The organism is Enterobacter cloacae complex sp. P13B (assembly GCF_014895915.1).
GTDB lineage: Bacteria > Pseudomonadota > Gammaproteobacteria > Enterobacterales > Enterobacteriaceae > Enterobacter > Enterobacter bugandensis.
This window is the reverse complement of record NZ_JADBQN010000024.1, coordinates 20,550-33,243: the sequence shown is the minus strand read 5'-3', so window position 1 is coordinate 33,243 and position 12,694 is coordinate 20,550. Positions and strand designations below refer to the sequence as shown.

The window sequence follows — 12,694 nt, the reverse complement described above, 5'->3', positions numbered from 1 at the left end:
TTACCTTTAATTATCAAGGGTGAAGAACTACGCCAGCTCAACCACTTTATTATCAATCAGGCGTGCCTGGCCGAGCCATGCCGCCACCAGGATGACTGCGCGCTTGCTGTTCTGAGTTAATTCCAGCAGCGTATCAGCATCACGAATTTGTACGTCGTCAGCACGAAGGCCCTTATCGTTAAGCGCCTGCTCGGCAAGGGCAATAATCTCTTCTGCTGTTAACTCTTTTGCCAGCATCTGCTCTGCCATGGTGTTCATCACCTTGCTCAGGCCCGGCGCGATTTTACGCTGTTCGGCGGTCAGGTAACCATTCCGCGAGCTGAGTGCCAGCCCGTCTTTGGCACGCACAATCGGTACGCCGACGATCTCAATATCGTAACCCATGTCAGCAACCATCTTGCGGATCAGCGCCAGCTGCTGGAAATCTTTCTCACCGAAGCAGGCAACGTCCGGCTGCACCAGGTTAAATAGCTTGCTGACGATGGTGGAGACGCCGCGGAAGTGGCCCGGACGGCTTGCTCCTTCCAGCATGGTGGAAATGCCCGGGACGTCAACGTAGGTCGCCTCTTCGGTACCCTGCGGGTAAACGTCCGCCGGTGCAGGTGAGAAGACGATATCCGCGTGGCGTTTTTTGAGCTTCTCGCAATCTTCCTGCAGGGTGCGCGGATAGCGTGCCAGATCGTCGGCGCGGTCAAACTGCATGGGGTTCACGAAGATACTGACCACCACGATATCTGCTCGCGCACGGGCTTCGTCGACGAGCTTCATGTGGCCATCATGCAGATTGCCCATGGTCGGGACCAGTGCGATACGTTTACCTTCCTGACGCGCGCGGCGGATATGCTGGCGAAGCAGCGGCAGGGTTTCAATGATTAGCACAACGAGACTCCTTAATGGAAACTGTGTTCTTCACCCGGGTAAACACCGGATTCAACGTCGGCAATATACTGCCTGACCGCAGCGCGCATGTCGCCCGCTTCAGCGAGGAAATTTTTGGCAAATTTCGGGATATGCCCGCCGGTGATACCAAAGGCGTCGTGCATCACCAGAATCTGCCCGTCGGTCACGTTGCCTGCGCCAATACCAATCACCGGAATGGAGAGTGCGTCGGTGATGCGTTTCGCCAGCTCAACCGGCACGCACTCCAGCACCAGCAGCTGGGCGCCTGCGGCTTCCAGCGCCAGGGCATCCTCAAACAGCGTCTGCGCTGCGTCGCCGCGGCCCTGCACCTTATACCCGCCAAAGATGTTGACGGACTGCGGGGTCAGGCCCAAATGACCACACACCGGCACGGCGCGTTCGGTGAGCATTTTCACCGTATCCACCAGCCAGGCGCCGCCTTCAATTTTGACCATGTTAGCGCCAGCGCGCATCACTGCCGCCGCGTTTTCAAATGCCTGCTCTGGCGTGGCATAGGCCATAAACGGCAGGTCGGAAAGCAGAAGGCAGCCTGGCGCACCGCGGCGTACCGCACGGGTGTGATATGCAATATCTTCGACCGTGACCGGCAGGGTGGAATCATGTCCTTGTACCGTCATCCCTAACGAATCTCCGACCAGCATGACGTTGATCCCCTCTTCGGCAAACAGTTTGGCGAAGCTGTAGTCATACGCGGTGATGGTGGCGAAGCGTTTTTTTTCCTGTTTGCATTTCTGCAGTAAGGAGATGGTGGTTGGTTTCATACTGTTTCCTGATAGCCCAAAAGCGAATCTTTGCGCATTCTAACAGTAACATTCGAGGGAACAATGATTTTAGGCAACCGATTAACCACAATTATTTTGTGTTTAATCGGTGAGGGAAGAGGATCACCAGCGAGCGGGTCTTTCCGCGTTCAGGTTGTCCAGAACGGCCTTGAGCGGGATGCCTTCCGGGAAGGTGAGATCGGGCGCCACTTCAAAGAGCGGCCAGAGCATAAAGCCACGATTTTTCATGTCGTAATGCGGTACGGTAAGGCGTTCAGTGTTAATCACCTCATGGCCGAAGAGCATAATATCGAGATCAAGCGTGCGCGGCCCCCAGCGTTCGGCTTTGCGTACGCGCCCCTGCTGCAGTTCGATGCGCTGAGTGTTGTCCAGCAGCGTTTCGGCATCGAGGGATGTTTCCAGCACCACGGCGGCGTTCAGATAATCAGGCTGATCCTGCGGGCCTAGCGGCGGCGTGCGGTAAAAGGAGGAGACCGCCACGATACGGCTTTGCGGGATCTCACCCAGCGCCTGTACGGCAGCATTCACCTGCTCCAGCGGAGAGGCTAAATTACTGCCGATGGCGATATACGCGAGGGTCATGCTGTCCCTTCACGACGCGGTGCGCGTTTGCGCGGACGACGATGACGGCGACGCGGGGCAGGTTCTTCATCCAGCCCGGTCAGCATATCTTTCTGCTCCGGCGGAGCGGAAACCTGGAATTCGGCCCACCACTGCGCCAGGCGCTGCAGCTCCTGATTGCGTTCAGTTTCCGCACGCAGCGACAGCAGGTCGAAGGCGGCGCGGAACTTTGGATGCTCCATCAGCTTCCAGGCACGTTTGCCCTGACGGCGGGACATGCGCAGCTGAAGCTGCCAGATGTCGCGCACCAGGGTAGTAATACGTTTTGGGATAGCCAGCGTGCGGCACCCTTCGTCCAATACATCGTTCGCGGCCAGCGCGAAGGCATCGTAATAGGCGAGGCCGCTCTCCTGGGTGATTCTTTGAGCCGTTTCCAGCAGCGGGTACCAGAACATTGCCGCAAACAGGAATGCCGGGTTCACGCGCATATCGTTATGGATACGGGTGTCGGTATTTTTCAGTACCTGCGCAATCATCCGCTCCATTGGGCTGTCACCGTTTTCGGTGAAGTAACGGGTAATGGTCGGGAACAGTGGCTGGAACAGGTTGTATTCGCGCAGCAGATTGTAGGTTTCGAACCCGTAGCCGGCCTGCAGCAGCTTCAGCGCCTCTTCAAACAGGCGGGCAGGCGGCACGTCGTTAATCAGCGTCGCCAGACGCGGGATCGGCTCTGCGGTTTCCGGGCTGATGCGCATGTTCAGCTTGGCGGCAAAACGCACGGCGCGCAGCATGCGCACCGGATCTTCACGATAGCGCGTTTCCGGCGTGCCGATCAGGCGGATCAGACCCTCTTTCAGGTCCTGCATGCCGCCGACGTAATCACGCACGGTGAAATCCGCCACGCTGTAATAAAGGCTGTTGATGGTGAAGTCGCGACGCTGGGCATCTTCTTCGATAGAGCCGAAGATATTGTCGCGCAGCAGCATACCGTTCTGGCCGCGCTGTGACGTGGTGCGGTCGGATGCACCCGCTTCGTGGTGGCCGCGGAAGGTCGCCACTTCGATGATTTCCGGCCCAAACATCACGTGAGCCAGACGGAAACGGCGGCCAACGAGACGGCAGTTGCGGAATAATTTACGCACCTGCTCGGGCGTGGCGCTGGTCGTCACGTCGAAATCTTTCGGTTTTTTGCCCAGCAGTAAATCACGCACCCCACCGCCAACGAGATAGGCCTCGTAGCCCGCTTTATTCAGACGATAGAGTACCTTGAGGGCATTTTCACTGATATCTTTGCGGGAAATATTGTGCTGCTCACGCGGAATAACCGACATGTGTGGCTGTGCAATAGCGTCGTTCGCCATGCTCTCTTCGCGGCTTAGCACTTTACGGCAAAAATTAGCGACTCGGGTAAAAATGGTACACCTCGTAGTGTGTTTTGTTATGAAAAAAGCGGCTAATCATAGCTCAGCGCAACGCATTTGAGAATGCTGGATTTTTGGCACTGCCGCGAGCGTCCAGTTGGCAATGGCTATTTTCAGCAATTCGTCAATGCGCAGATCCTGCCATTCGTTGGTTACATTCTGGTTGAGAAATCGCAGCGCGTCGATCAAAACAGGACGCGGATCGCCGTCTGGCAGGGCCGGGGCGTGGTTCTGCTTGGAGAGCTTAACGCCCTGCGCATTGACCGCCAGCGGCAGATGAATGTAATCCGGCGCCGTCCAGCCAAACTGATGATAAAGCGAGATTTGCCGTACGGTCGGTTCGACCAGGTCCGCCCCGCGCACAATTTCCGACACGCCCTGGAAACGATCGTCGACGACCACCGCCAGGTTATACGCAAACAGACCATCACGACGGTGAATAATAAAATCTTCACATGCCAGACGTTCATCCGCCCTAATTTCACCGGAGAGCCGATCGTGGAAGCGGGTGACGGGCGCGCGCTGTAGCAAGCGTACGGCGGCATTTTCCGGGGGAAGATTCAGCGTGCGGCAGTGGCCGTCATACACACCTCCCACGCTCTGGATACGCGCGCGGGTGCAGGTGCAGTTATAGGAGAGCCCCTGAGCGCTGAGCCAGGCCAGACGTTCCCGATAAGCCTCATGACGTTGTGACTGCCACAGAACGTCGCCGTCCCAGTGAAGACCGTAATGTTCCAGCTGACGCAAAATGGTGTCTGCAGCACCGGGAACTTCACGCGGAGGGTCAATATCTTCGATGCGGACGAGCCATTTACCCTGACTGGCGCGAGCCTGCAGGTAGCTGCCAAGCGCGGCAATTAATGAGCCGAAGTGCAATTCACCGGAAGGAGATGGCGCAAAGCGCCCGATATAGTGTGATTCAGACATATCAACAGTAACAAGGCGGGAGAGACTCCCGCCTTTGAAGTGTATAAACAGCGCTGGCGTTAGCCGGCCATCTGTTTTTCGCGGATTTCGGCCAGCGTTTTACAGTCGATGCACAGATCGGCGGTTGGACGCGCTTCCAGGCGACGAATGCCGATTTCAACACCGCAGGATTCGCAGTAGCCAAAATCTTCGTCTTCGACTTTTTTCAGCGTTTTCTCGATCTTTTTGATCAGCTTGCGTTCGCGGTCACGGTTACGCAGTTCGAGGCTGAACTCTTCTTCCTGAGCGGCACGGTCTACCGGATCCGGGAAGTTAGCAGCTTCATCCTGCATATGCGAAACGGTGCGATCCACTTCATCCCTGAGTTGATTACGCCATGCTTCAAGAATACGCTTGAAGTGCGACAGCTGGGCTTCGTTCATATACTCTTCGCCCGGCTTCTCTTGATACGGCTCCACCCCAGCGATGGCGAGAATACTCAGGGACGATGTTTTACGGTTTTGCCCTTCTTGCATGTTGCTTCTCCTTAACACGCACTATCGATCCCCGTGTTGGGGGAAAAATCAGGTCGCTATAAATAGCAGATGCTTTTCCGTATGGCAATTATCTAAACGTAACACTTGACAAGCCTGTGAGGAAAAGCGTATTTGCGCACGCGGCCAGAACACTTATTCATCAATCGTCTAATCCCTTATAAGACAATGGGAAGAGACGATCTCAGAGTCATATTATCGGCAGAAAGTTCCGCTTTATAAGCTAAAACCTCTACCCCCTGCTTTTGTGCCTCATTCAACAGTTGTGCGTATTTAGGATCGATATGGCGGGCAGGGGAAAACCGTTCAATCGCTGTATGCAACACCGCAAACAGCAATACGGCGCGTTTGCCCGCCGCCGCAACACTCATTAGCTCTCGCAGATGCTTCTGCCCGCGTAGCGTTACCGCATCCGGAAAGAAGCCGTTTTCCTGTTCCGCTAACGTCACTGATTTTACTTCAATATAGCACTCCGGCCTGTCTTCCGCCTGTAACATGAAGTCAATTCTGCTGCCTTCATCGCCGTATTTCACTTCTGTTTTATGCGTACCGTAACCCACCAGTTCGGGAATGGCGCCATTGGTCAGCGCTTCCTTAACCAGCTGATTTGCACGCAGAGTATTAACACAAATAAACGCCCCGTTTTGCGTTTCGGTTATTTCCCAGGTATGGGGATATTTGCGTTTAGTATTTTCTGAAGTGGAATACCAGACCGTGTCACCCGGTGCGGCGCAACCGGTCATGGCGCCGGTGTTGGGGCAGTGCAAGGTGAGCTCTTCGCCTTCCGGCGTCACCACGTCGGCGAGGAAGCGTTTGTAGCGTTGGATCAGCGTCGCGGACTGGAGTGCAGGACTAAACTTCATCGGAATTCCTTGTGGTGTCGCCCAACGTCCAGCGCTGTAGCGGCCTGTAGCGGGTGCGTCCCCGTGCAAAGACGGATTCATAAAGCGCGAATTCATTAACCGGAAAAGCCCAGTGAAAACCCGGCGGCGGAATGGCAACGGCCTGACCGGCATCGCGCAGCAGCGTGACGTGCGGATGAAACGGCTGCGGGCTCTGGTAACAGCCGCTGCGCGCTGCCTGCGCGCGCAACATATTGGCGAGCTGTAACAACCCGCGCGGCGGCTGGCGCGTACCCAGCCAGACCACGCGCGAACGCAGCCACTGACCCGCATCGTCAAGGTGCAGCGTAAACGCCGGCTGGACAATACGCCCGGCCATGGCGGCTAATGCCCGCTGTTTTTCGGCGCTCACGTCACCCAAAAAGGCCAGCGTCAGGTGCAGGTTTGCCGCCGCAACGGGCCGGCCCGCTTCCGGTGGAAAATGTTCCGCGCGCCAGCGAACGATTTGCCGCTGTAAGGGGGTGGGCAATTCAATGGCAAAAAACAGCCGTTTCGAATCAGACATACGGGGGACTCGGTAATGATATGCGCCGATGCTACAATGTACGCCGACTAATGTTAACCCTCTGGAGCTGTTAGTGTCCTCATTGCCGGTCGCCGTCGTTCTTCCTGAGCTTCTCGCTGCCTTACAACATGCCCCGCAGGTTTTGCTTAACGCGCCTACGGGGGCGGGTAAATCTACCTGGCTGCCGCTGCAGATCCTTAAAGAGGGGAAGATTGCCGGGAAAATTATCCTGCTGGAGCCGCGCAGGCTGGCCGCGCGCAACGTGGCGCAGCGCCTGGCGGAACTGCTGAATGAAAAACCGGGTGAAACGGTAGGCTACCGGATGCGCGCCGAAACCTGCGTCGGCCCGTCCACGCGGCTTGAGGTGGTCACCGAAGGCATTCTTACCCGCATGCTGCAAAACGACCCGGAGTTGAACGGCGTCGGGCTGGTGATCCTGGATGAATTCCACGAGCGCAGCCTGCAGGCCGATCTGGCCCTCGCGCTGTTGCTCGACGTTCAGCAGGGGCTGCGCGACGATCTGCGGCTGCTGATTATGTCGGCGACGCTGGATAACGAGCGGCTACGACAGGCATTACCCGATGCGCCGGTCATCAGCTCAGAAGGACGGGCATTTCCTGTTGAGCGTCGCTATCAGCCGCTTCCTGCCCATCAGCGCTTTGACGAAGCGGTAGCTATTGCAACTGCTGACCTGCTTCGCCAGGCGCCCGGCTCGCTGCTGCTATTTTTACCTGGCGTGGGCGAGATTCAGCGCGTGCAGGAGCGGCTGGCCGCCAGGGTGGGCAGTGACGTACTGCTTTGCCCGCTCTATGGCGCCCTGTCGTTGACCGAACAGCGTAAAGCCATCCTTCCCGCCCCGGCGGGGCAGCGTAAAGTCGTGCTGGCAACCAATATTGCCGAAACCAGTTTAACCATCGAAGGCATTCGCCTGGTGGTGGATAGCGCGCAGGAGAGGGTGGCGAGCTTTGATCCGCGCACCGGGCTGACTAAACTGCTGACACAACGCATCAGCCAGGCGTCAATGGTGCAGCGCGCGGGCCGTGCGGGGCGTCTTGAGCCGGGTATTTGCCTGCATTTGACCAGCGCGGAGCAGGCTGAACGCGCGGCACAGCAAAGCACGCCGGAGATTTTACAAAGCGATCTCTCCGGGCTGGTGATGGATCTCCTGCTTTGGGGCTGCCCGGATCCTGAACAGCTCACCTGGCTTAATCCGCCGCCTGTCGTGAATCTCGCCGCCGCGCGCAGCCTGCTCACCCAGCTTGGCGCGCTGGAAGGTGAACGTCTGACGGCGCGCGGCCAGAAAATGGCGGCGCTGGGCAACGATCCGCGTCTGGCGGCGATGCTGGTGGCCGCGCAGGGCGAAGATGAAATTGCCACAGCGGCGAAACTGGCGGCTATTCTTGAGGAGCCGCCGCGCGGAGGCAGCAGCGATCTGGGGCAGGCGTTTTCGCGCAATCAGGGAAACTGGCAGCAGCGGGCGCAGCAGCTGTGCAAACGCCTGAACTGCCGGGGCGGTTCACCTGACGGCGATAAGATTGCCTCTCTTCTGGCGCTGGCCTTCCCGGACAGGATTGCGCGCCGCCGCGGGCTGGATGGACGCTACCAGCTGGCAAACGGCATGGGGGCGATGCTGGACAGCGATGATGCCCTGACGCGACATGAATGGCTGATCGCGCCGCTCCTGCTTCAGGGCAGCCAGTCTCCTGATGCCCGTATTTTACAGGCGATTGCCGTGGACATAGATGCCCTGACGCGTACCTGCCCGCAGCTGCTCCAGCAATCGGACATCGTGGAATGGGATGACGCTCAGGGGACGCTAAAGGCGTTTCGGCGTAGTCAGATTGGCAAACTGATCCTCGGGACGAAACCGCTGGCGAAGCCGTCGGAAGAAGAGTTACACCAGGCAATGCTGAACGGCATTCGGGAAAAGGGCCTTAACGTCCTGAACTGGACGCCGGAAGCTGAACAGTATCGCATTCGTCTGCACTGCGCCGCGAAGTGGCTACCGGAATACGGCTGGCCCGCGGTGGATGATGAGACGCTGCTCGCGACGCTTGAGCAGTGGCTGCTGCCGCAAATGAGCGGCGTGCACTCTCTGCGCGCCCTTAAGGCGCTTGATGTTAAGACCGCGTTACAGAATTTACTGGACTGGTCATTACGTCAACGTCTGGATAGTGAGCTTCCTGGGCATTACACTGTGCCCACCGGGAGCCGGATTGCCATTCGTTATCATGAGGATAATCCTCCGGCGCTGGCGGTTCGGATGCAGGAGATGTTTGGTGAGGCAACCACGCCGTCTATTGCGGAAGGGCGGGTGCCGTTGGTGCTTGAGCTGCTCTCGCCTGCGCATCGTCCGTTGCAGATCACCCGCGATCTGGGAGCGTTCTGGGCCGGGAGCTACCGTGACGTGCAGAAAGAGATGAAGGGACGGTATCCCAAACACGTCTGGCCGGACGATCCGGCGAATACGGCGCCGACGCGGCGGACGAAGAAGTATTCCTGACAGGAAAGTCTTGCTGTTTATTTTGAGAGATTTCTTCTTTCACAGGCCTGTGAAAGAAAAGAAAATCTGGCCTTTGCGCCTGAAAGTTGCGGAGAAAAAGCATGGCGGGGAATGACCGCGAGCCAATAGGACGTAAGGGAAAACCCGCGCGTCCGGCGAAAGAAAAGGTAAGCCGTCGTCGCCTCAGAGATGAGGAGTATGACGATGACTATGAAGACGATTATGAGGATGAAGAACCCATGCCGCGTAAAGGAAAAGGCAAAGGGCGTAAGCCTCGTGGGAAGCGCGGCTGGTTCTGGCTGCTGCTGAAGCTGTTCATTGTTTTTGTTGTGCTGATCGCGATTTACGGCGTTTATCTGGATCAGAAGATCCGCAGCCGTATCGACGGGAAAGTCTGGCAACTGCCGGCGGCAGTGTATGGTCGCATGGTGAACCTTGAGCCGGACATGTCCATCAGCAAGAACGAGATGGTGAAACTGCTGCAAGCTACGCAGTATCGTCAGGTCACGAAAATGACCCGCCCGGGCGAATTTACCGTCCAGGCGAAAAGCATTGAGATGATCCGCCGCCCGTTCGACTTCCCGGACAGCAAAGAGGGGCAGGTGCGCGCGCGTCTGACCTTTGACGGCGATCGGCTGGAAACCATTGAGAACATGGACAATAACCGCCAGTTCGGTTTCTTCCGTCTTGATCCGCGTCTGATCACCATGCTCTCGTCCGCCAATGGCGAACAGCGCCTGTTCGTGGCGCGTAACGGCTTCCCTGATCTGCTGGTGGATACCCTGCTGGCAACCGAAGACCGCCATTTCTACGAGCACGACGGTATCAGTCTCTACTCCATCGGCCGTGCGGTGCTGGCGAACCTGACTGCGGGCCGTACCGTGCAGGGAGCGAGTACGCTTACCCAGCAGCTGGTGAAGAACCTGTTCCTCTCCAGCGAGCGTTCTTACTGGCGTAAAGCCAACGAAGCGTACATGGCCGTGCTGATGGATGCGCGCTACAGCAAGGATCGTATCCTTGAGCTGTACATGAACGAGGTGTACCTCGGCCAGAGCGGCGATAACGAGATCCGCGGCTTCCCGCTGGCGAGCCTGTACTACTTTGGCCGTCCGGTGGAAGAGCTCAGCCTTGACCAGCAGGCGCTGCTGGTGGGCATGGTGAAAGGGGCGTCCATTTATAACCCGTGGCGCAACCCGAAACTGGCGCTGGAGCGTCGTAACCTGGTACTGCGTCTGCTGCAACAGCAGCAGGTGATTGACCAGGAATTATACGACATGCTTAGCGCACGTCCGCTGGGCGTGCAGCCGCGCGGTGGGGTGATCTCTCCGCAGCCTGCTTTCATGCAGATGGTGCGCCAGGAGCTGCAAAGTAAGCTCGGTGATAAGGTCAAAGATCTCTCTGGCGTGAAGATCTTCACAACCTTTGACTCGGTAGCCCAGGACGCTGCAGAAAAAGCGGCCGTGGAAGGCATTCCGGCGCTGAAGAAGCAGCGCAAGCTCTCCGATCTGGAAACCGCGATGGTGGTGGTTGACCGTAACACCGGCGAAGTGCGCGCGATGGTGGGCGGCGCAGAGCCGCAGTATGCGGGCTACAACCGTGCCATGCAGGCGCGTCGTTCGATTGGCTCTCTGGCTAAACCGGCGACCTATCTCACCGCGCTGAGCCAGCCGAATTTGTATCGCCTGAACACCTGGATCGCCGATGCGCCAATCTCCCTGCGTCAGCCTAACGGCCAGGTCTGGTCACCGCAGAACGATGATAAACAGTTCAGCGGCCAGGTGATGCTGGTGGATGCGTTAACCCGCTCCATGAACGTACCTACGGTTAACCTCGGTATGGCGCTGGGCCTGCCGGCCATTGTCGACACCTGGCAGAAGCTGGGCGTACCGAAAGATCAGCTGCACCCTGTTCCGGCGATGATTCTGGGGGCGCTTAACCTGACGCCGATCGAAGTGGCGCAGGCGTTCCAGACCATTGCCAGCGGGGGTAACCGCGCACCGCTCTCAGCCCTGCGTTCGGTGATTGCCGAAGATGGCTCCGTGCTGTATCAGAGCTTCCCGCAGGCTGAACGTGCCGTTCCTGCGCAGGCGGCCTACATGACGCTGTGGACGATGCAGCAGGTTGTGCAGCGCGGTACCGGTCGTCAGCTGGGGGCGAAGTATCCTGGTCTGCATCTGGCGGGTAAAACCGGGACCACCAACAACAACGTTGATACCTGGTTTGCCGGTATTGATGGCCGTGAAGTGGTGATCACCTGGGTAGGCCGTGACAACAACCAGCCGACCAAACTTTACGGGGCGAGCGGGGCGATGTCGATTTACCAGCGCTACCTGGCGAACCAGTCACCTGTGCCGCTGAACCTGGTCGCGCCGGAAGATATCGTCGATATGGGCGTGGATGCTTCCGGGAACTTTATCTGCGGCGGCGGGATGCGTACCCTGCCGGTCTGGACGACCAACCCGGACTCACTGTGCCAGCAGAGCCAGCCTGAACAGCCAACGGGCAACCCGTTCGATCAATCTTCTCAGCCGCAGCAGCCGCAGCAACAACCGGCCCAGCAGCAGAACGAGAAGAAAGACAGTGATGGCGTGGCCGGCTGGATCAAGGATATGTTTGGTGGGAATTAATTAATTCCCTGAATAAAAAGCCGCTTTAATATAAAGCGGCTTTTTTGTTTTTTACATTCTGCAATTTTTAAAAATATTAAATATCTAATTTAGAATTTTTAAGTTCTCATTTTTTTCATCTAAAACATGCATTTGAAATCTTCTGCATGTTGCGTAACTTTATCCTCTCTGGACACAATGAAAAATAATCTGATGTAATCGCCATAAGAAATTCACTGGCTCAAAGGATATTCCTATTTAGTCAGTCATGTGTAACATGCTGGATAACATTTCGACTCAAAATATTTGTAGTGCGAATGGATGCCACAATTGTCAAATATAAGGATATTTTTCATGAACAAAAAAATTGTCGCTACATTTTTAGCCGGAAGCGTTATGGCCGCGCTGTCTCTGCCTGTATTTGCATCAAACGATTCCGGTACGGTGAACTTCGCCGGAAAAATTGTTGCCGATACCTGTGAAATTAACGTTGATGGCACAGGGACTAATGCTTCCACCGTCACTTTCGCAGATACCTATCCTTCGGATTTTGGCGCTGACGGTACGGTTGGCACCTCAAAAGCCTTTAAGATTGAAGTGAAAAAATGTGACCCGCTGGTCGCTAAACTGAACCTCAAGTTTAGCGGCACGACAACAGACGCCGCTAACAAGCGCTTGAAGAACGATCTGGCTGGCGCAGGCAATGCGACCAACGTTGGCATCATCGTCAGCAATGAGAACGGCGCTAAAGGCGATGTTGTTTTCGACGGTTCAGTACCGGATACGGGTACCGATGTGAATAACGACGCGACCGGGGCAACGGCTTCTGTCTTTAACTACACCGCGAAAGTGATTCAGGTGGGGGATACCGCGCCAACCGCGGGCCATTATTCCTCCTCTGCAACATTCGAGGTTGTCTATCGCTAAGCAATGACGGGCAGCCTGAACGGCTGCCTTTTTGGAACAGTGTATGAAGACTTTATTTAAATTGTTATGTGGTTGTTTAATTATTTCCTGCTGTTCAGTACAGGCA

The 12,694-nt window shown here is 56.7% G+C and carries 11 protein-coding genes; 3 read left to right on the top strand and 8 right to left on the bottom strand.

The genetic code is table 11. The features are described from left to right. Positions 1-27: 27 nt before the first annotated feature. The 8 genes from panC to thpR all read right to left on the bottom strand — a co-directional run bounded on the left by panC (position 28) and on the right by thpR (position 6,552). Complete coding sequence (panC, locus tag IM273_RS11740) at positions 28-879, bottom strand: pantoate--beta-alanine ligase (protein WP_008501942.1); 852 nt, start codon at positions 877-879, stop codon at positions 28-30. Positions 880-890: 11 nt separating this feature from the next. After that, on the bottom strand, positions 891-1,682 hold the full coding sequence (gene panB / locus IM273_RS11735; RefSeq protein WP_193050450.1) for a 3-methyl-2-oxobutanoate hydroxymethyltransferase: 792 nt from the start codon (positions 1,680-1,682) through the stop codon (positions 891-893). A gap of 123 nt (positions 1,683-1,805) precedes the next feature. Next, positions 1,806-2,285 carry a 2-amino-4-hydroxy-6-hydroxymethyldihydropteridine diphosphokinase gene (gene folK / locus IM273_RS11730; protein WP_047367349.1) on the bottom strand — a complete coding sequence of 160 codons (480 nt, stop codon included), beginning with the start codon at positions 2,283-2,285 and terminating at the stop codon, positions 1,806-1,808. After that, the gene (gene pcnB, locus IM273_RS11725) at positions 2,282-3,679 is read right to left on the bottom strand and encodes a polynucleotide adenylyltransferase PcnB (RefSeq protein WP_028015552.1); all 1,398 of its coding nucleotides are present in this window, start codon (positions 3,677-3,679) and stop codon (positions 2,282-2,284) included. The genes folK and pcnB overlap by 4 nt, the downstream gene beginning before the upstream one ends. Before the next feature lie 42 nt (positions 3,680-3,721). Beyond that, the gene (gene gluQRS, locus IM273_RS11720) at positions 3,722-4,612 is read right to left on the bottom strand and encodes a tRNA glutamyl-Q(34) synthetase GluQRS (RefSeq protein WP_193050451.1); all 891 of its coding nucleotides are present in this window, start codon (positions 4,610-4,612) and stop codon (positions 3,722-3,724) included. Between the two features lie 59 nt (positions 4,613-4,671). Then, positions 4,672-5,127 (bottom strand): RNA polymerase-binding protein DksA, encoded by a 456-nt coding sequence (gene dksA / locus IM273_RS11715; RefSeq protein WP_013095632.1) that lies wholly within the window; start codon positions 5,125-5,127, stop codon positions 4,672-4,674. 176 nt (positions 5,128-5,303) lie between these two features. Next, a complete protein-coding gene (sfsA, locus tag IM273_RS11710; RefSeq protein ID WP_045259482.1) occupies positions 5,304-6,008 on the bottom strand; it encodes a DNA/RNA nuclease SfsA in 705 nt (234 codons plus the stop codon). Continuing rightward, positions 5,998-6,552, bottom strand: a complete 555-nt coding sequence (gene thpR, locus IM273_RS11705) for an RNA 2',3'-cyclic phosphodiesterase (RefSeq protein ID WP_059357885.1) — start codon at positions 6,550-6,552, stop codon at positions 5,998-6,000. The genes sfsA and thpR overlap by 11 nt, the downstream gene beginning before the upstream one ends. Positions 6,553-6,625: 73 nt before the next feature. Here thpR and hrpB point away from each other — a divergent pair, with 73 nt between their 5' ends. The 3 genes from hrpB to IM273_RS11690 all read left to right on the top strand — a co-directional run bounded on the left by hrpB (position 6,626) and on the right by IM273_RS11690 (position 12,588). After that, complete coding sequence (hrpB, locus tag IM273_RS11700) at positions 6,626-9,055, top strand: ATP-dependent helicase HrpB (RefSeq protein ID WP_193050452.1); 2,430 nt, start codon at positions 6,626-6,628, stop codon at positions 9,053-9,055. A gap of 101 nt (positions 9,056-9,156) precedes the next feature. Continuing rightward, positions 9,157-11,682 (top strand): bifunctional glycosyl transferase/transpeptidase, encoded by a 2,526-nt coding sequence (gene mrcB / locus IM273_RS11695; protein WP_193050453.1) that lies wholly within the window; start codon positions 9,157-9,159, stop codon positions 11,680-11,682. 333 nt (positions 11,683-12,015) lie between these two features. Then, positions 12,016-12,588, top strand: coding sequence for a fimbrial protein (locus tag IM273_RS11690; RefSeq protein WP_193050454.1), 573 nt, complete (start codon positions 12,016-12,018; stop codon positions 12,586-12,588). Positions 12,589-12,694: the final 106 nt, after the last annotated feature.

Bases quoted from the DNA above. Each gene is read 5' to 3' on its own strand.
- thpR (WP_059357885.1), bottom strand. From the start codon at position 6,552: ATGTCTGATTCGAAACGGCTGTTTTTTGCCATTGAATTGCCCACCCCC.
- sfsA (WP_045259482.1), bottom strand. From the start codon at position 6,008: ATGAAGTTTAGTCCTGCACTCCAGTCCGCGACGCTGATCCAACGCTAC.
- gluQRS (WP_193050451.1), bottom strand. From the start codon at position 4,612: ATGTCTGAATCACACTATATCGGGCGCTTTGCGCCATCTCCTTCCGGT.
- mrcB (WP_193050453.1), top strand. From the start codon at position 9,157: ATGGCGGGGAATGACCGCGAGCCAATAGGACGTAAGGGAAAACCCGCG.
- folK (WP_047367349.1), bottom strand. From the start codon at position 2,285: ATGACCCTCGCGTATATCGCCATCGGCAGTAATTTAGCCTCTCCGCTG.
- panB (WP_193050450.1), bottom strand. From the start codon at position 1,682: ATGAAACCAACCACCATCTCCTTACTGCAGAAATGCAAACAGGAAAAA.
- dksA (WP_013095632.1), bottom strand. From the start codon at position 5,127: ATGCAAGAAGGGCAAAACCGTAAAACATCGTCCCTGAGTATTCTCGCC.
- IM273_RS11690 (WP_193050454.1), top strand. From the start codon at position 12,016: ATGAACAAAAAAATTGTCGCTACATTTTTAGCCGGAAGCGTTATGGCC.